Below are 19,461 nucleotides of genomic sequence, written 5' to 3'. Positions count from 1 at the left end.
ATTTAGTGGTTGTGTGTTTACATTTTGACTGAACCTACCGTCATGCCCTTGACATACATCTTCTGCATGAACGGGAAGGCAAGCAGGATTGGAATGACCGTAATCAAAGCCCCTGCCATGAGTTCATTCCATTTCTTGAATGAAGATGAATCCAGGTACATGAGTCCCATCGGTAACGTAAACATATCCCGGCTATCCACGATGATCATCGGCCATAAAATATTGTTCCAGCTTCCGATAAAGTTCAGAATGGCAATGGTTCCGATCGCTGGCAACGCCAATGGCAGATAAATTCTGTAGTAGATTTTGAAATTATTGCATCCATCCAGGACGGCGCTCTCGTATAACTCATGTGAGATTGTGCGGAAGTAACTGGTGAATAGGAAAATGGCGAAGGGTGCAGCACCATTAATCATGGGTAGGATCATGCCAATATACGTGTTTTGCAAACCCAGATTGGTCATATTGATATAAAGCGGAATCAATGTGGTTACACCTGGAACGAGCAGCAATGCAATAAACGTGTAGTAGATGAATTTTTTGCCCCGATAAACAAACTTGGCAAACGAATAGGCCATCATGGTATAGATGAGAATAACGCCTATAATCACGACTGCACTTACGATCACGCTGTTGATGAAAAACTGATAGAAATTCAATTTGTTCCATACGTCCCCGAATGTGGACCACATCGGTGCTGCTTGTGGAATCGGACTCTTTGGATTGGCTAGTGCATCCTGTGATGTCTTCAGCGAAGTGCCGATCATCCAGACAAAAGGATACAGGCAGGTCAATCCGTACAAGATTAGAATGATATGTTTAATATATTTGACCATGTGCTCCTCCTTTTAGATGTCTGCCTTGAATGAGCGTATACTGAATATGGCAATGGCACCTGTAATCAGAAATGATACCCACCCGATTGCGCTGGCCAGACCATAATCATTGTTTAGAAAAGCTGTACGGTATACGAGTGTACCAATAACCTCGGAACTGCCAGCCGGTCCGCCGCCCGTCATGATGAACACATTCTCAAAGGCCTGAAAGGCTCCGTTCACCATCTGAATGACGGCAATAAGCGTGATTGGCTTCAGTAACGGCCAGGTAATTTTCAATATCATGGTTGTTTTCTTGGCACCATCCACACTTGCTGCTTCATATAGTGTCGGATCAATGGAAGTCAGACCCGCGTAGTACAGAATCAGCGTTCCTGGCAGACCGCCCCATATCGATGTCAAAATAATACCAAGTAAAGAAGTAGACGAACTCCCCAGCATCCCACCAGGAACAGCAAGGAAATCCAAGCCCATCCATAGGAAGAGTGAGTTGAATGCTCCACTAGGTTCGAACAAACCTTTCCATACATAAAAGATAGCTACGCCAGATGCGATCATCGGCAGAAAATAAATCGTCCGGTACCAAGTTGCTGCCTTCGTATTTTGCAGCACAAATGCCAGCACAAGTGCGATCGGAACGATGACTACAACCTGTGAAACCGCAATGATCAGATTGTGCAGAACAGCATTATAGAAATTTCGGGTTACAATCGGATCATCACCGAGCAGGAACTGACGAAAATTCGCCAGACCTTCAAACCGGGCGGTGGAAAAATCGATCCCGGACCAGTTATAAAAGCTGAGCATGATCGAGAATCCAACCGAATACACGCCGATGGCAAGAAACAAAAGCACGCCAGGCAGTAAAAAGAGATACGGCATCCACTTATTACGACTTTTTATCATGATCAATCACCTTTTGCTCTCAAATTTGGAAATCGCCAGCCCCTTTCGGGGCCTGCCGATTGCTTTGATTGTCCTAGTTCCCACTCGCTTTCAAACTTTCCATGGTGTCGTCGAACTTCTTGGCGACTTGTTCAGCAGTCATCTTTTTCTCGATCATGGATTGCATGGACTGGGCATACACTTCCCACTCTTTGTGCTTGCCACGATACGTATTGATTGCTGGTGAAGCTTGACTGTAAGGACCAGGTTCGGCAGCGAATGCATCTGAAATTGATTTCAGGTTCGGATCCAGATCATTTGCACGATCGCCCAGATTCAGCGCAGGTACTGTATACGCCGCATTAGCAAAAGCAACAGCAGCATCCGGATCACCGGTCAGGAATTGAATGAAATCGAGCGCTTCAGCCTTGTTCTGCGAATCTTTATTTACTGACAACATCGTTAACGTGAATGGATCAGTCGTCCAGCCGTTAATTTTCGACCCTTCAAGCGGTGGTACAGGGAAGGTGAAAATATCTTCAGGACTCATTCCCATAGCCAGTAACGTAGACATCGTGAAGGAACCACCAAGATCGAAAGCGGCCTTGCCAGCAGCAAACGCCTGGTCCGCTCCGTCAATATCCGTTGACAAAATTCCCGGCATAAGCAGATCTTTATTTGCCAGAGTCTCCATCGCTTTCACAACCGGGAGATTTGAAGGGTCGCTTAGTTTGGACTTTCTTTCGAGCAGATCAATATAACCCTGAGGTTCGTTCAGCATGATGGACAGTGCCGAACCGGCCCAGTTTTCCCATAGATCAGGCAGCTTAGCACCAAACACAAGCCCAGGCGTACCTGTTTTCTCTTTGACAGTCTCCATCATGGTGACGAACTCTTCCCACGTTTTGGGCGCTTCCGCTGTCAGCCCTGCTTCTTCGATCAGTTTCTTGTTACCATAGAAAGTAAAGAATCCTCCGATATCAAGCGGCAGTCCATAGAACTGGCCCGGTTTTAGTGACTTTTGAATTGTCGTGGCATTCTTGTCTTCTTTCCAGGAGTCAACCTGACTCTGTGTAACGATAATCGGGTCCATTGCAGCACTATAGTAGCTGTCCAACAGATCATCACCCACTTCACCAGACAGCTCGAGTACCGAGTTCTCGATGGAATCCCCTGCCGTTGCCCACCAGTTCACGATATCCGGCAAGTTTTTGGAGTTGGCGGCTGCCTGGAATTTTTGGCGATACGTATCATCTGGTGTAAAGGTCTCGAGTTTGACTTTGATTCCTGTTTTTTCTTCATACAATTTTGCGGCTGCTTCAATCCCTGGCGTGTAAGCAACCTTCCACGTCCACATCGTCAGCTCTTTACTCGCTTTGGGTTCCGTTTCCCCGGACTGCGCACCACCGCAAGCGCTTACAACGAGTGAGAAAACAGTTAACAAAGTAACGATCATGCCTGCTCTTTTTTTCATCCCGCAACCACCCTTATCTTTAATTTTGGTTCGTTTCTGGCTTAATGAATATTCCACGACAACAAATTGGCGTTAAAAACTGCTGCACCCCCTTTTTCAATAAAGGAACTCTTGAGAAAAAATTTATAACATAGATAAGAATGCGAAGCTCGTTGGAAACGCTTTATCCAGCAAACTTTAAACACAATATAAACAACATACTTTTACTTGTAAATGTTTATTTTTAGATACAACTTAATAAAGTGTATTCTTAATAAATTGTTTATTTATAAGGTTTTTTTATCATATTTGTTCGAAATTTCAAACTTCTTGTCTTACTCACTTGTTATTGATTTTTAGTACTTGTATATGTTGTATTAATATAATATATTTAGAACGAACTAATAGTGAATGGAGATAAAATGCGATGGTGAGAACCTTCAAGCCAATGTACAAGAAAATCGAAACATATATCATCGACCAGATTCGAAGCGGACATTGGAAACCGGGCAGCCGAATTCCTTCCGAAAATGAACTGGCTGAACAATTCAGTGTGAGCCGCATCACGGTGAAAAATGCCCTTACTGCTCTGGTGGATAAAGGAGTGGTCTACCGACTTCAAGGCAAAGGCACTTTTGTTAACGATCACAGTCCAGAGGAAATTCATAACATCACTTCAGCGGTAAAAGAGCAGCTCACAGCACCAACAATCGGGTTCCTTCTCCCCCGTCTCGACAATCGGTTCACCGCCAATCTGCTGAGCGGAATTGAGGACACCCTTTCCGAGAATGGCTATCAATTGTTATTTGCCAAGACGAATGATTCACAAGAGACGGAGATTCTCAAAATTCAGGAAATGAAACAGGCAGGAGTCAGAGGACTAATTATCTATCCTGTTGAGGGTGAGCACTATAACAATGAGATTCTTGCGCTTACGCTAAATCGCTTCCCCCTTGTCCTTCTGGACCGCAATCTAAAAGGGGTGGAGACCAACTCCATCAGCTCGGACAACTATGAGGCAGCAATTCAGGCGGTTAAGCATCTTCATGAGCTTGGGCACAGTCAAATTGGCTTTATTTCCACTCTTGCTGAGGGGACATCAAGTATTGAGGACAGATTGCATGGGTATGAAAAAGCCTTGGAGGACCGTCATATTCTGATTGATCGCAGTATACAGATGACACGTCTGGCCATGAGTGACAGCGATGAAGAGGTTATCACGATGATTCAGAAGTTTTTAAAGGCAAATCCGCAGATGACGGCCCTTCTGTCCTCCAATTTCAGCCCTCATGTTATTCAAGCGGCGATGCAGATGGGGATCTCTGTACCGGAAGATTTATCCGTCGTGTTCTTCGATGATGTCGAATTTCCGGAGTTCTGTATCATTCCGCCCACGGCTGTTGTCCAGCAGGAACTTGAACTCGGGCGAGAAGCGGGCAGAGTCATCCTGAAACAAGTGGAGAATCCAAGCAGCGAGTACCTTCAGGTTAAGTTACCTACGATGCTTATTCCCAGACAGTCAACAGCAAAGGCGAAATCATAGATACCTTACTTGGTGTTTAACAGGATGCCTTTACTGAAAACGTTTATAGTGGCATTAAATAACACCATTTCAATGCTTCTAAATGTTTTTCCACGTAAATACGAAGAAGGACCCTTCGATTTCAGAAGGGTCCTTCGAATTATGTGAATCAAACTATTGTAAATTTGCGGAAGTAACATCCTTCCAATGTTTATTCATTCCTATTTCAGCATGATTGCCAACAAAAGCATCCTTTGCCACCAAATCATCCACCAACCAATACCTCATCCAGGCTGTTAAATAACCTCTATGCTGACCGCCGTCCTGCTCTATCGCTGTATGTGCAGCACCCTTCGCCATCGCCATCATGGTCGGAATGTGCAGATTGGCATTTCTCAAAGCCAATTTATTGGAGTCTGACGGCGATATGATAAAATCTCGGGTTCCCCCAATAACGAAAAACGGAACTTTCAGTGCAGATGTATCATACGCATCCTCTGGATCACAATATTTCAGATCAGGCAGAGCAATCGATACAACCGTTTTGATGAGATCCCCGTTCTCAAAATTCGTATGAGCATTAATCACACCCGTTGATCCCTGCGAATGCCCTGCCGCACCGACCCGATCTTTTTGAATCCTGTGATAGAACGGGCTGACCCTCGCTTCATTTTCATTGAGCATATATTCTATCGCAGTCATAATTTCTTTTCCTGTACCCGTGGTTTGGCTATATGTATCGATGACAATAAATCCCCAACTGGCCAGGTGTCTTAACAACTGATCATAATTGTCAGGTAATGCCCCCGTTCCGTTGCCCCAAGCGATGAGCGGGTGCATGACATCTGTTGATTGCGGAGAATAAACCCTGTAGAGCTTCTCGCCTTGTTCATCCTTGATCTCCAGCGAATCTACCTCGTACGTGCCGGGTAGAGCATATTTTTCTTCAACACTTCCGGTTTCGAAAGTAGCCGATACCGAATTTACGAGGATGAAGGATAGTACGCAAAATGCAGCGATCAAAATGAAGACAACACCTGTCATCCATAGAAACCACTTGCTTCGGATTACTCTTTTCATCTGTGGCATACAATCTCCTCTCACAATGAAGCGGGATATTCATAGGTAAAACATACCACAGGTATCACGCTTTTTGTTTAGAGATATTTATTGTTACATCAACCTTACCTCACTTCATAAGAAAACATCTGCGTAAACTGAACATGTCTTCATGAAAAGCCCGCGATATGATGTTTCTTAGTGTGTGGTCAATACTTCCAAATGTATGGCTTGCAATATTAGGAAAACGTGTTATTATAAATTCAAACAACGTTTAAAACATTGTTTGAAAATTCGTTGGAGGTGTTACATATGGAACCAGATAAGAAAAGTGAAACAAAAGAAAAGATTATGCAGGCCACACTGGAGTTCACTAAACAAAGCGGATTTGAAGGCATCACCATCCGAAAAATTGCCGAAGCCTCTGGCACTAATGTATCCCTTGTTAACTATTACTTCGGGTCCAAAGAAAATCTGATCAGCGAATCTATTAAAATGATTTTGAGTAGCTTTCAGCATACCTTTGATATACTTGACGAATTTTCCATCCCGGCCAGAGATCGTTTGAAGCAATTTTTGGTGGATTATTTACAAGTCATCCGTGAATATCCCGAATTGTTATCCCGAATTATTCTTATGGGTTCAGCAGACTTCTCATCTCAACAGGAGTACGGCTCATTTTTAAATTTAATGGGGTTCCCCAAAGTTCAAAATACGTTAAAAGAGATCACCGGAGAACAAGAACCGGAACGATTGATCACCATGATGACGCAAATTTTTGGGGCCCTTTTTCTCCCTGCACTTATGAGTCCTATTCTGGAAAAGGGAGCTTTTGTGAAGATTGCTTCTATGGATGCACAAATCGACTTGCTCTTTGAAAGATACTTTCATTAAAAAATAATGATGGAGATGATTCAGTTGAACATGTTAAGAAAATACTGGCAGGACTTGGGATTGATCATTGCACTCCTTGTATGTATTTATCTCATCATGGATTGGGGAACGCTTCCGCGCATTAACAGCCTTTTATGGTTAAGTTTTGTTGCCATTCTTCTGCATCAATTTGAAGAATACCGATGGCCGGGTTACTTTGCAGGTTTGTTTAATAAAGTTCTGTTCCAAAGTAAAGAACCTGAGAGATATCCGTTAAATCAGCAGTCAGCCATGATTATTAATCTGATTATCGCCTATGTATTTTATTTGCCGCCTGTATTTTTCCCTTCCGTTGTATGGCTGGGTCTTGCGCCTATATTAATGGGCTTCTTCCAGATTATCTGGCATGGCATCTTTGCCAATATAAAAGCTAAAAGCATGTATAATCCCGGATTAGGTTCAGCGATATTGCTGCATTTGCCCATTGGGATCTGGTACATTAAATATGCCTATGAACAGAATATAATAACACCCATAGACTGGCTTTGGAGCACGATTTATTTTGTCGTAGCCGTTTATGTTTTAATTGTTAAAGGCAATATGTGGCTAAAAAACAAAAACTCCATTCACCCATTTTCACAGAAACAATTAGGTTCATATACTAAAAAATAAACCTGTGAATTCAATATAAAATAAACGCATCGAGTCCATGGATTCGATGCGTTTTACGTTTCTATTTGGAAATGATAAAATTTTTAAACCTTGAACTTTATTTTAAAACATTTTTACATAAGAGGTTGTTCACGCAGAGCATCTCCAACATAAAAAAGCCGCCATTTGGGCGACTTTCCTAAGGTGAATCTTCAAATTCAGGTAAGCTATACGATGATAGAGGTTAACGTCTACAAATTCTCGAAATCCAAGCCGACTTATACTACCGAATGGTAGAAAATGTTCTAAGGAACTTAGGACATCTTATTTTGCCTTCACGTGCTTTTCTGAAAAGTAAGGAATCTCAGACACGTTATTTCCTGAAATATCTGACAAAATCGCTGCAAACGGCTGTTTATTATGATATAGTGCGTCTCAGGTTCCTTAGATTTCTATGATCATTTCAAATCCTTGAATAAGACGCCTCAGATTCGTTAGCGTTCCCTTCATGCTTTGCACCAACCACTCTTTATTTCCTCGTGAACAGAAAAAAGATCTTAAGAGGTGGGTATATCCGTTTGAGTCAACTGGGCTGAAACTTCCCATAGACGACGGGCTTGCTCAGGGTCGATGGCATAGTCCTTGACTCCAAAGAACGCTCCGTCCGCAGGAGCTGGCTCACTGATGTCACAATCCTCGCAGTACACGCCACCTTTTCCCTCAAGTTGAGGAGAAGTCGCTGCCCATACTTGCGTTGCTGCCCCTTGCTGTGGTGTTTTGAAGTTTGGATTGGCAACTTGACCAGACTCATCGATCCAGCCTAATGCAATCATTTCCTCCTTCGGCATATGGCGTTGCAACGGCGTCAGAATTCCACCCGGATGTACAGAGAATGCACGCACCCCCTGCTCTGCACCGCGTCTGTCCAGTTCGACGCTGAACAGAATGGTTGCTGTTTTGGACTGTCCATAGGCAGCAAACTTTTCATAGCCGTGTTCAAATTGCATGTCGTCCCAGCGAATCGGCGAGAAATGATGCCCGGTTGAGGCAACGGATACTACGCGTGCTCCTCCCTGACTTACGAGTGCGGGCCATAATAAGTTGGTCAGTGTGAAGTGTCCAAGGTGGTTCGTAGCAAATTGAGCTTCCCAGCCCGGGCCTACACGGGTCTCTGGACAAGCCATTATTCCCGCATTAAGGATCAGCATGTCGATACTTCGGTGGCTACCCAGAAAACGATCGGCAAAAGCATGGACACTGGTGAGGTCTGCAAGGTCCAGCTCATCGATCTCTACACCAGCTAGTCCTGCAAGAGCCTCTTTGGCGATGGCTGGCCGACGTGCGGTCACAACAACCTTGGCACCAGCACCAACGAGTGCACGTGTAGTCTCCAGACCCAATCCGGAATATCCACCCGTGACGATAGCAAGTTTTCCTGACAAATTCGTGTTACTCAATACTTCCTCAGCTGTTGTGCGATGGTTGAATCCGGAACCGATTTTATGTTGTGAGGTTTTTGACTTATTATCCTGGTTCATCTAATTATCTCCTTCCAGATGAGTATTCTTCAAGTTTACTGCTTAGAGTGTACTCTAAGTCAATATTAGCGAATTCATTTACTTTAATGTTCCAACCTTTACAACTAAAAAAAAGCCCGGTTCATCACCGGGCCTACAATCCAAAGTATAAGGTTATATTCCTATATACTTCACCCATTGAATTCTGCTAGTCAATGCAGGTGAAAAATAAAGGGTATTCGGATTTTATGGTGGAGACAAAATCAAAACATTTCACTTAAAAATCGGAGAATATGGTGGTATTTTTCTAAAGACTTGATTTGTAGTGATATCTTAGTACAATGGTTTTATGACTACTCAAAAAATAATAAATGATGAGCTCAGAGTCAAAATATTTAAGGCGCTAGCTGATGAAACAAGATTGGACATCATACGAGCTCTATACACCAGCAAGAAGGAGATGAATTGTGGAGAAGTAGGACACATTCGCGATACTACGAAATCGAATACTTCGTATCACTTGCGTACTTTAAAGGAGGCGAAATTGATCAAGGTACGAAAAGAAGCTCAAGCGAAGTATATGAGCATCGATTTGGAGACATTTCAAACTTACTTACCCGGATTTCTGGATACGTTGTAGAAAGAAATTCTTTTTTTTTCTCATTAGTTCAATAATCTTTGAACTATAGAACTAACTACAAAGGGTGAATAGAATGATCAAATTAACTGCTTTATTTTTCCTCATCATGTTTGTTATTGGTACGGATACGTTTTTGATTTCTCCGCTCATCCCCACTCTCCAGGACTTGTTTCATATCCCGACCGAATATTCCGGTTGGATGGTGGGGTCTTATGCTTTAGGTTATGCCATTTTTGCACTGATTGCTGGACCTCTTTCCGATGGATGGGATCGCAAAAAAGTAATGCTTTCCGGCATGATCTGCTTCTCGGTTTCAACCATGTTATGCGGCTTTGCCACAGGTTTTTGGTCGATGTTCTTCTTCCGTTTTTTAGCCGGAGTCAGCGCATCATTTACGGCGCCTCAAGTCTGGGCCTCGATCCCTACTCTGTTTCCAACGTCAAAAATCGCCAAAGTATCAGGAATCGTCATGGCAGGCTTGGCTGCTTCCCAAGCGTTCGGCATCCCTATTGGAAGTCTGCTTGCCTCAACCCATTGGTATTATCCCTTTTTTACAATCGGTGCATGTGCATTATTGGTAGCAGTATTCATCTTCTATGCTTTGCCCGAAATGAAACCGAATCAAGGCCAAAAAACCAAGATTCCGATTTTCAGTAGATACATCCCACTATTGAATAGCCGAATGGCGAGAAAGGCTTTCCTCGCTCATTTCTTATTTCAATGTGGATTCTTTGCTGCCTTTTCTTTCATTGGAAAATGGGTGACGGATCGCTTTTACCTTTCAATTGATCAAGCGGGGTACGTGATGTTTTTTCTTGGTCTCGGGAATATAGTCGGAAGCTTCGGCGGTGCCTATGTGATCAAAACGTTAAACCGTTTCAATACGCTGGTTGTGGGCTTTCTTGTCTCTATCGCATGTTTTATTGTTTCGCCTCACTTGCCATCAGTTGCGGCTTTCGAAAGTGTTTACTTTTTCATATTCGTTAATATGGGGATCGCTTTTCCCCTAATATTGGGAATGCTGAATTCATTAAATCCAACCATCCGCGGCACGATCTCCAGCTTGGCCAATTCAATCATGTACGCTGCGACAACGCTCGGTTCTTGGGTCGCAGGCCTGATTTACGCGACTTTTAACGGTTTTTCCGCCGTAGGCATGTTTGCGGCTATATGCTTTGCCGGTTCGTTGTTATCTTTCATATCCAGCGGTATTTTGACCAGTCACGCGAAAACAAAGAAGGAGTTTGCATCATAAATGCATAGAAGAAATTCATATGGATATTCTAAATCTTTCAAAATTCAACATCCTAAGTATTAGTGAGAATGAATTTGATTTTCTAATACAAGTGGTGACGAACTCTCCACCTTTGGCTTGCCCTCATTGTGGATGTATAGCCTACCTCTACAAACACGATATCAGAGAACAGATCTGTATGGACTTGCCTATTCACGGCAAGCGTGTAGCCCTTCTTATAAAGCGTCAGAGGTATCGCTGTAGAGACTGCAATCGAACCTTTTGGGAACACTTAGACCACACCATAGACGAAAAGCGAAACTGTACCAAACGATTATTGTCTTATATAGAGAAGCAAAGCCTTAAACGCACGTTTGTCAGCATATCCGAGGATGTTGGATTGCATGAAAAAACGATACGTAACATCTTTCGTGATTACATCAATCGTCTTAAAGAAACGCATCGATTTGAAACTCCTAATTGGCTTGGGATAGACGAAATACACATTATTAAGCCAAGATGCGTTTTAACCAACATTGAGGAACGTACTTTGTTAGATGTTTTGCCCAATCGTAACAAGGAAACCGTTGTAGGCTACCTCTCACGCCTTCCAAATAGAGGACAAATACAATATGTCACAATGGATATGTGGCAACCGTATAAGGACGCCGTGAAGGCTATATTGCCAAAAGCTCTTATCATCGTCGATAAGTTTCACGTCGTCCGTATGGCAAATCAAGCGTTAGAAACCATTCGTAAGCAGCTCCGAGAAGGATTATCGCCAAAAGAACGCCGCGGGCTGATGCACGACCGTTTTATCCTCCTAAAACGCCATATAGCGCTTACAGAGATGGATAAAATTACGCTTGACCTTTGGACAAAGAATCATCCTTCTCTCGGCACTGCTTATAACTTAAAGGAATCATATTTCGATATTTGGGAATGTGATAGCAGACAGACGGCATTCCTTAAATACAACGAATGGAAAGCTAAAATACCAACTGAACTGCAATCCGCTTTTGAACCACTTACAAAGGCTATGAAGAACTGGGAAGAGGAAATATTCGCCTACTTCGATCATCGCAATACAAACGCTTATACGGAGTCTCTAAACAGCCTTATTCGAGTCATTAATCGTTTAGGCAGGGGATACTCTTTTGAAGCCCTACGAGCCAAAATACTCTTTACAGAGGGACTTAAAAAGCAACGTAAGCCTAAGTACCAGAGGCGGTTTGATAGCTACGATCTACGGGAGGAAAACTTCCCGATGTTTAATATGCCACCTATTGGAGCTGTTCGTGAGCCAGAAGAAATAATCTTGCTGGGAATCGATTTTTCCACCTTGATCGAGAAATTGGAGAAGGGCCAGCTATAAGCCCTTCTCCACCATAAAATCCGAATACCCAAATAAACAAAGGCATCCGATTGTTCTGACCGGATGCCTTTTGTATATTTTATTGAAACACTGGCTGTATGATTGTCTTTTATGACTTTAACGCTTGTAGTCTCTGCTTATTTCAGTGATGCTGGCAGCTTCACACCGAGGAGTTTACCCTCCGACTGAATAATGATCATACCGTCGGTCTTCAGCGTCGCTTCGTGTAAATCTCCCCCAGTGTTTACCCGGAAGACAGGGGTCGCAGTCAACATATTAATCCCTAGCAGTGTCCCATTACGCTGCGCCCGGTATATTCCTTTGCCGTACACGCTAATCTGAGCTACTGGTGCGTCGCCATACCACTTGACCTCCTGTCCGTTCGCCAGCTTGATGCCGGCTACTTCTCCCGTTGTTTCATTTCTGTAAACCAGCCGTTCCTGCACGATACCAAGCGACTGCCCATTTTCTTTATAAAAGGGGCGCTGATAAGTCCGAAGCGGATCGGCATTAGCTGTATATTTATCAAAATTGTATTCCGCGATCTGGTCTCCTTGTTCAATGTATAACTTTCCATTGCCAGCAAATACGCTTCCATAGCCATAGTCATACGGTGGATCACCTTTCATTTTCCAGTTGTATTCAAGGCTCCCCTTTTGTACACCAGTCTTAAGGTTATAGACATTCACATTCACTTTGCGTTCTGGTGCTGATTGATAATCTGTCAACAGGGAAGAATGATAATCAACCGAATATACCAGTCCATCTTTAATTTGAAGTGCTTCTCCTTGACCAAAATCGTCCCATAACTTTTTGCCTGTCTTTTTGTCATAAGCATTCAGTTGAATGGACGTAAGTGCCCCCTGAACGAAAAAGGTTCGAAGCACGACACCATTAGATTCCTCCAGGTATGCGGTACCGTTCCCTTCACCTAGCGGCTCATCCGCCTTCCATTTTAGCTTGCCTGTTTTCATATCAAATGCAAAAGTCGTACTGCCTTTGATGACATAAAGCGTATCACTGGTTGGAACTAACATTTCTGTACGATACCGTGTATCGATCCAGGTGGATGAGCCTGACTGCCATATCGCTTTTCCAGTTTTGGCGTTCAGAGCATAAGGTTTATGATCTCCATTAAGACCGTAAATGACGTCATTATGATAAACAATGTAGGGTGTCAGTCCTTTTCCGTATGACCACAGCCGTTTGCCTGTCTTTGCATCCATTGAAATTAATTTGGTAGCGGCAAAAGTGAATACCTTACCGTGTTCTGCTATAGCCTGATGACCAATATAAGGTTCGTTCATATTCAGGTAGTTGTCCACTTGTGCAGTCCAGGAAGGCTTAAGTTCGGGCACCGAAATACCTGTATCCGAATACCAGTTGCGTACCGAAACATCAGGTGCTTCTGCATGTGCCTGCAATGGGATTACGGTTGCTCCCAGAGCAATAAGTCCAGCGGCTGTAAAGCTTGTAACGATGCACCAGCGTAGCTGACCTTTTAAATTCGTAAACGGTTTAGACGTTTTTGATATGAGCATGTTACCCCTCCATTTGGATCGTTTGTACAGCAATATACCTTAATAGATGTGTATTACTAAAGAGCTATCTTTTCTATAATCTTCATATATATAACGTTATGTATTGCTTGATAGTTACACTGAATTCTCCCTATCATTAATTAACTATTTTCTTAGTTGTCAATGTGATCCCTCCTTTTTAAATTTATTATCTCTTTAAGTTTTGATTTTAAGCCAAGTTGATCGCCACTGAGCCGAGTACAACACCTATGCAGCTTTATGAGCATAGCTTAAGTTAAAAATCTATTGAGTTAAACAAAAAAAGCCGCCATTGGCGACTCCTTCGATGATATTTAGGTTACTTTCGTATTCGGACAGGTTTCATTTTTTCAAATAAACTAAGCTTTTAATCGGGTTTGCATAAAGACCAGCTCCTCAGCTAATCTTTCCAACCGACCCAGCGCATCAGTGTCATCAATGCTATTCTCAGCTCCAAAATGTTCGCTGTTCAAATATACATAGCTTGGAGCGACATAGGATCGAAAATAACCAGCGATGGGTTTTAATTGATTTTCAACAACCAGATAGTGCTGATAAGTACCCCCTGTTGCAACAAACCCCATCACTTTATTATAGATACTTTGGACAGGCAGAAGATCGAACACATTTTTCAGTACACCTGTCAAAGAGGATTGGTAAATCGGTGTGCCAATCACGTAAAAGTCCGCATCTATCATTTTCTGAATGACCGACTGAGTGTGTTCATTGTAATCCTCCAACTTCCGCCCATCGCAAAATTCAATGGCTTTGTACTCTCTTAAGTCGATGAGTTCAACTTCAATTTCCGGATGATTTTTTTGAACCAGTTGAAGGACTGCATTTACAGCGATTGGTGTTTTTGATCCGATCAATGAGCCAGATAAACCTATTAATTTCACAATATAACCTCCAATTGGCGTCTTATGAATCATGGAACTCTTCCGATATTTCCAGCTCACACTTATAGTAGCCTATTCTCCCAAAATAATGACTTCCGTCTCCAATTCAATATTGAATTTATCGTACACCCTTTTTTTGATTAATTTGATTAATTCCAAATAATCCTCGGCGGTTGCATGATCTGCATTAATGATAAAACCTGCATGCTTCCTGGAGATTTCAGCTCCACCAATACGAGTGCCTTGCAGGTTGCATTCTTGAATGAGTTTTCCCACGTAGTGTCCCTCTGGACGTTTGAAAACACTTCCGCAAGAAGGGTACTCCAGCGGTTGTTTGGATTCCCGTTTAAACGTTAAATCCTGCATGATACTGGAGATAACATCCTTGTTGCCTTTTTTGAGTCCAAATTCGACTTCAAGGATGATGTATTGATCCGTTTTGAAGATACTGTTTCGATAACCAAGTTTCATGTCATCTCGGACCATGTCCAGTAGTTCTCCATCTTTAGTGAGCACAAGCGCTCGCTCGACGACCTCATCCATCTGACCGCCATATGCCCCCGCATTCATATATAAAGCGCCACCTGTACTTCCTGGTATTCCACATGCAAACTCCAGACCCGTCAAGCTGTTATCCAAAGCGATCCGTGAGACATCGATAATATTGGAACCGCTTTGCGCGACGATCTTGTTGTCACAAACCTTTATCTGATCGAAATGGCTCAAAGAAATCGTTACTCCGCGAACTCCCTGGTCCTTAATGATGACATTGGATCCTTTCCCAATGACAGTCAGAGGTATTTGATGCTTTTTAGCAATGGCGAGGATATTCATAATTTCTTCTTTCGTCGTTGGATGGATAAGTATGTCTGCTTTGCCGCCTAGTTTTATATACGTGTGATCTTTTAATGGTTCATTTAATTTTAACTTTTCCAAAGGTATGTGATCTTCAAAAATATTCATGACATTCTCTCCCTGAGTTGAAAAGACATGATTGCACAGTCCATGAGCATAAAGCTTCTGCAATATATGTTTATTATGAGGCTTTGGATGAAAATATTCCAACATCGTGACAATTAATCACATTTTTTGACCTCGCCGCGATAATTCGCCATTCTGAAACTGGCTCCTCATTCTTTGAAATATATTTTTTGGATTGTCCTTTATTTTTCAAATGCAGCCCAATACAATTTTAATGATTTCTTCAGGACTCGTATATGCATTAAAAAAACCAGAACTCGTTTTTTGCAAATGACAAGGAATATCCATAATTTCCATAGATCCACTGTACAATATCACTCGATATTTCTCGGAAATTTGTTTTATAAGCGGCTCGATCTTCACCAAATTAATATCAACGATGATCACCGTGTTATCCGGAAGATGATTAATGTTGCGGATCAGATGAGGAGTGGCGTCCAGTATACACAAAGACGGATCAGTTCGAATCCATATACTTAAACTCTTAACGATGTGATGGATATCGGACAGGATTAACACATGTATCATGCAGAAACCTCCGAATAACATTCTTGTGATCGCAAAATACTCTCTTTTTTTATTTCAAGCTCTGGTGGACCAGTCCATTAAGGAGAATTTTATGTATACACCGTATCCGGATACTTTGTAAACATTTTTATTTATAAAGTATAAACTACAGTTCGGCTTTGACTTTGTCAACTTTTTTATTTAAAATGTATAAAATAATACAGATGAATTGCTGAATAAGGAGGTGCACCGTGAGCCGAAATCAAACGAAAAAGGATGCCTCCACCAGTACCCGCAGAGCAATCATTAATCTGCTCAAGCAGCAAGGGGGGAATGGATGTTATGGCACTCTCCTCCCAATTTGAGCTATCTGGAATGGCTATTCGTCAACACTTAAATGCCCTGAAAGAAGAAGGGTTGGTTACTCATGAAGAAGAAGCCCGACCCATGGGTCGACCAACCAAGCTATGGACACTAACCCCCGCAGCGAATCGTTTTAAGGTTAGCGGAAAGTTGTTGTAAATTAAAGAGAACATCACTAAGAAGCCCTTTCCCTCGGCGGAAGGGGTTTCTTAGTGACATGTATCATTAATAAGGAAGATCTACTACTTCTCCCCAAAGTTTAGTTAAATAGTTGGCGAAGCTCCTCTACTTCCAGTTGGGTAACTGGTTGGTAAGCAGGGCTTTTCACATAGCGAAGGCAGCTGTATAACAACTGACGCCCCTCCAAAGTATTGATCAAGCTATCCAGATTAAGTGCTCCCATCAGTACTCTTCCATTCCTTACACGGCACTCCATCAACACTCCAAGTTTGTGGTTTCGCTCAAAATTATCAATCGTCTGTACCAGCGGACTCAAATCTTTATCCAGGTCATCCAGAATGATCGATGAGGACTGGGACACAATGCTCCACCATGGATAAGTTGAGTATTCTTCCGTAGAGAAGTGCTCAAATACAGCGTGGTCTTTCTGGATAAGCAATCCCATGGTTCCAACGGGAACATCCTTCTTCATGCTTTCTGAGATGGAACGAAACATAGGGAAGGACCAAAAATCCGTGCAATAAAAACCTTCAATCGTGTTTTGAACATTTTTCGGTGATGGGAAAAGCAGAACGTCTTCTCCACGCTCGAGTAATTCCAAGGCATGTTCCGAGATCTCGGTAAACAGGTGTAGTCCGGCAAAATCGACTTTCACCTGATTCGGGTAAATCCACAGGTCATAGGACTTATGAATATCCGTATCGGGAATAGACAGCTTCAGCATCACTTTAGTCATACTGGAGACATCAGGTATGCGGGTGTTAATATCGGTGATAACCACATAATTTTCATCATTAAATGAAGGCAAGTCTGCGAGCCCGTTCGCAATATGGTTGCCATCAGCTTGCAGCTCCCATTTCAGTTGAAGTCCATCCAACGCTTTTTTTCTAAAATAGGTTAACTCGATCCGAGCTTCAAATAACTCGCCAGCTTCATAATGATATTTGGGGAACCTTGCCAGAAGGACGGCGTCTGAACAGAATGTTCTCCATTCCTCCGGTGTAATCATGCCCTTTGAATCCATAAATGCATCCAGTATGCCTACAAGCGCCGTCCCCTGGCCACTGAAATCCTGGAGATCAAGCAATTGGAACCCGGCAAGGCGTTGGGATCGAAAAGCGGCTTCCAGCTCTTCTTTATAACAAGCAACAGCCAGCTGCCCCGAAGCTTTAAAATATTGATCCGCAAGGTGTCCCAATCCCTTAGCTTCCAAACGCTCGCGAAATAGCTCGAAGTTTTTCGCTTTTAGAGAACCTGTATACTTCTTGATCTCCTCGAAATTGGGAAACGTAGCGTATTGCCCTATTTCATGCGAAATGACAGGTACATGAGAAACAAGTTGCTGACTTCCCGCTTTTGCCTTAACCGTTTTGGCACCTGTGCCATATTGAATTTGAATTTCTTTTCCTTCAGACAGACTGGAATGATCTGCAGTGTTATTGTGCTCCGGTATTATATTTGAGTCATAATCTTTCATCGTGTTAGGCAGGTCTGTTTGTACATGTCCAAGAGGGGCATCACACATGGCATACGAGCCTCTGAACAGGCGATCTTTGGAAAAACGCACACCACAAAAGAATTCACTTTCCTCCAAAATGTCCGGGACAAATTGAAAATTGTTGGATCCTTCTGTATATAAATGACGGTTGTCATATTCTTTATACGCTTTCAGAATTGAATTCAGTTTGTCTTTACTTCCCCACAACTCATTGCCCATGGACATCATCACAAATGAAGGATGATTGCCAAATGCTCGCAGCATCGCATAGCCCTCGCTGATCAAATATTCCTGTTCTGCCGGATTGTGTGAATCCGAGGATTCATCCGTGATGGTTCCCCAAAACGGAAGTTCAGGTTCCATATAGATTCCGAGAAGATCCGCTGCAATAAATGCAGCTTCGGGCGGGCAACAGGTATGGAAACGGTAGTGATTGATTCCGTATGACTTGGAAATGCCAAGAATGCGAAGCCACTCTTCCACCTCCGTTGGTGCATAACCCGTAAGCGGAAAGATCAGACCATCATGCTTGCCACGCAGAAATGTTTTGTGACCATTGATGGTAAATTTATCTCCCTCTGCTTTGAACTCCCGCAATCCTGTCCAGATCTCTTCGGAATCAAGGATTTCCCCATTATTGTTTTGCAAATGAAGAGTAAGTTTGTACACATGGGATTCCTGGTCGCTCCATAACAGGGCATCTTCACCCAGCTCGTATGTAAAATGCAAATGGTTTGAATCGGCAGTGAATATTTGTTCATCAGGCGTATGAACCGGAGTAGCATTCATGCTTTGAGATGAGACGACGATACGAATCTCGTGCAAGTCGCCGACAAGTTCTGCCTTAATATCGAAAGATTGAGTAGCCAGATCAGGGTAAACCTGGATATTTTTTAAGAAAACACTTTCATAAAATTGCAGTTCCAGTTTCCCTGTAATGCCGTTCCAGTTGGTCTGCGTGTCTTCTGAGGTGAGGTGACCACCTTTGGTAGGATAATTGGTATTATCTACACGGATCGTAATCATGTGGTTTCCTGCGGTCAGACCTGTTCCAATTTCATAACGGTGGGGCGTGTTCAGACTATTTTGTGTGCCCCATTCAACTCCATCAATCCAGACGGTCGTTACCCGTGTTCTTTCCAAATACAGATAACAAAGCTTACCTGCCAGCTGAGCAGGAACATCAATTTCTCTTGAAAACCAGGCATAACCTTCAAATAAATACTCATCTGTCAGCGCACCCGTTAAAGCCATTTCATTCTTTTTGCCTTTGGCTGCATGAGAAGTCGTATTCGGCAAGGAAATGATATCTGAGTAATGCAGTCCGGTTTCAATCTTTTGCTCATCCAGTTGGAGTTTCCAACTTCCTTGCAAATCTATTTTAGCCAGCATATTGTGCAGTCTCCTTTTAGAAGTTTATCTGATCCAT

The 19,461-nt window shown here is 42.8% G+C and carries 17 protein-coding genes; 7 read left to right on the top strand and 10 right to left on the bottom strand.

The window, feature by feature from the left end:
* Positions 1 to 17: 17 nt before the first annotated feature.
* From JNUCC31_RS30470 to JNUCC31_RS30460, 3 genes are all read right to left on the bottom strand, one after another.
* A complete protein-coding gene (locus JNUCC31_RS30470; protein WP_192267035.1) occupies positions 18 to 836 on the bottom strand; it encodes a carbohydrate ABC transporter permease in 819 nt (272 codons plus the stop codon).
* A gap of 12 nt (positions 837 to 848) precedes the next feature.
* Entirely contained in the window at positions 849 to 1,742 is an 894-nt protein-coding gene (locus tag JNUCC31_RS30465) for a carbohydrate ABC transporter permease (RefSeq protein WP_192267034.1), read from the bottom strand.
* 73 nt (positions 1,743 to 1,815) lie between these two features.
* Entirely contained in the window at positions 1,816 to 3,195 is a 1,380-nt protein-coding gene (locus JNUCC31_RS30460; RefSeq protein ID WP_192267033.1) for an ABC transporter substrate-binding protein, read from the bottom strand.
* A 406-nt stretch (positions 3,196 to 3,601) separates the two neighbouring features.
* Here JNUCC31_RS30460 and JNUCC31_RS30455 point away from each other — a divergent pair, with 406 nt between their 5' ends.
* On the top strand, positions 3,602 to 4,717 hold the full coding sequence (locus JNUCC31_RS30455; RefSeq protein ID WP_192267032.1) for a GntR family transcriptional regulator: 1,116 nt from the start codon (positions 3,602 to 3,604) through the stop codon (positions 4,715 to 4,717).
* 153 nt (positions 4,718 to 4,870) lie between these two features.
* On the opposite strand, the gene JNUCC31_RS30450 is transcribed toward JNUCC31_RS30455, so the two are convergent.
* A complete protein-coding gene (locus JNUCC31_RS30450; protein ID WP_192267031.1) occupies positions 4,871 to 5,776 on the bottom strand; it encodes a poly(ethylene terephthalate) hydrolase family protein in 906 nt (301 codons plus the stop codon).
* A gap of 291 nt (positions 5,777 to 6,067) precedes the next feature.
* Here JNUCC31_RS30450 and JNUCC31_RS30445 point away from each other — a divergent pair, with 291 nt between their 5' ends.
* The gene (locus tag JNUCC31_RS30445) at positions 6,068 to 6,649 is read left to right on the top strand and encodes a TetR/AcrR family transcriptional regulator (RefSeq protein ID WP_192267030.1); all 582 of its coding nucleotides are present in this window, start codon (positions 6,068 to 6,070) and stop codon (positions 6,647 to 6,649) included.
* 24 nt (positions 6,650 to 6,673) lie between these two features.
* Positions 6,674 to 7,300 carry an HXXEE domain-containing protein gene (locus JNUCC31_RS30440; protein WP_192267029.1) on the top strand — a complete coding sequence of 209 codons (627 nt, stop codon included), beginning with the start codon at positions 6,674 to 6,676 and terminating at the stop codon, positions 7,298 to 7,300.
* Positions 7,301 to 7,836: 536 nt separating this feature from the next.
* Here the strand turns inward: JNUCC31_RS30440 and JNUCC31_RS30435 are convergent.
* Positions 7,837 to 8,817 (bottom strand): SDR family NAD(P)-dependent oxidoreductase, encoded by a 981-nt coding sequence (locus JNUCC31_RS30435; RefSeq protein ID WP_192267028.1) that lies wholly within the window; start codon positions 8,815 to 8,817, stop codon positions 7,837 to 7,839.
* Between the two features lie 328 nt (positions 8,818 to 9,145).
* Between JNUCC31_RS30435 and JNUCC31_RS30430 the strand changes: the two genes are divergently transcribed.
* The 3 genes from JNUCC31_RS30430 (at position 9,146) to JNUCC31_RS30420 (ending at position 12,045) form a co-directional block, all read left to right on the top strand.
* On the top strand, positions 9,146 to 9,436 hold the full coding sequence (locus JNUCC31_RS30430) for an ArsR/SmtB family transcription factor (RefSeq protein ID WP_192267027.1): 291 nt from the start codon (positions 9,146 to 9,148) through the stop codon (positions 9,434 to 9,436).
* 73 nt (positions 9,437 to 9,509) lie between these two features.
* Positions 9,510 to 10,691, top strand: a complete 1,182-nt coding sequence (locus JNUCC31_RS30425) for an MFS transporter (protein WP_192267026.1) — start codon at positions 9,510 to 9,512, stop codon at positions 10,689 to 10,691.
* Between the two features lie 19 nt (positions 10,692 to 10,710).
* Entirely contained in the window at positions 10,711 to 12,045 is a 1,335-nt protein-coding gene (locus tag JNUCC31_RS30420) for an ISL3 family transposase (RefSeq protein ID WP_192267025.1), read from the top strand.
* A gap of 137 nt (positions 12,046 to 12,182) precedes the next feature.
* On the opposite strand, the gene JNUCC31_RS30415 is transcribed toward JNUCC31_RS30420, so the two are convergent.
* The 4 genes from JNUCC31_RS30415 to JNUCC31_RS30400 all read right to left on the bottom strand — a co-directional run bounded on the left by JNUCC31_RS30415 (position 12,183) and on the right by JNUCC31_RS30400 (position 16,012).
* A complete protein-coding gene (locus tag JNUCC31_RS30415) occupies positions 12,183 to 13,586 on the bottom strand; it encodes an outer membrane protein assembly factor BamB family protein (RefSeq protein WP_192267024.1) in 1,404 nt (467 codons plus the stop codon).
* A gap of 377 nt (positions 13,587 to 13,963) precedes the next feature.
* Positions 13,964 to 14,503, bottom strand: coding sequence for an NADPH-dependent FMN reductase (locus JNUCC31_RS30410; protein WP_192267023.1), 540 nt, complete (start codon positions 14,501 to 14,503; stop codon positions 13,964 to 13,966).
* Positions 14,504 to 14,575: 72 nt separating this feature from the next.
* Positions 14,576 to 15,466 carry a UDP-N-acetylmuramate dehydrogenase gene (gene murB / locus JNUCC31_RS30405; RefSeq protein ID WP_192267022.1) on the bottom strand — a complete coding sequence of 297 codons (891 nt, stop codon included), beginning with the start codon at positions 15,464 to 15,466 and terminating at the stop codon, positions 14,576 to 14,578.
* A 207-nt stretch (positions 15,467 to 15,673) separates the two neighbouring features.
* A complete protein-coding gene (locus tag JNUCC31_RS30400; protein ID WP_192267021.1) occupies positions 15,674 to 16,012 on the bottom strand; it encodes a hypothetical protein in 339 nt (112 codons plus the stop codon).
* A gap of 312 nt (positions 16,013 to 16,324) precedes the next feature.
* Between JNUCC31_RS30400 and JNUCC31_RS30395 the strand changes: the two genes are divergently transcribed.
* Positions 16,325 to 16,513: an ArsR family transcriptional regulator gene (locus tag JNUCC31_RS30395; RefSeq protein WP_228469797.1), complete on the top strand. Its 189-nt coding sequence runs from the start codon at positions 16,325 to 16,327 to the stop codon at positions 16,511 to 16,513.
* 100 nt (positions 16,514 to 16,613) lie between these two features.
* On the opposite strand, the gene JNUCC31_RS30390 is transcribed toward JNUCC31_RS30395, so the two are convergent.
* Positions 16,614 to 19,424 carry a DUF8487 domain-containing protein gene (locus JNUCC31_RS30390; protein ID WP_192267020.1) on the bottom strand — a complete coding sequence of 937 codons (2,811 nt, stop codon included), beginning with the start codon at positions 19,422 to 19,424 and terminating at the stop codon, positions 16,614 to 16,616.
* Positions 19,425 to 19,461: the final 37 nt, after the last annotated feature.

It is taken from the genome of Paenibacillus sp. JNUCC-31 (assembly GCF_014844075.1).
Taxonomy (GTDB): domain Bacteria; phylum Bacillota; class Bacilli; order Paenibacillales; family Paenibacillaceae; genus Paenibacillus.
This window is presented reverse-complemented; position numbering and strand designations above follow the sequence as displayed.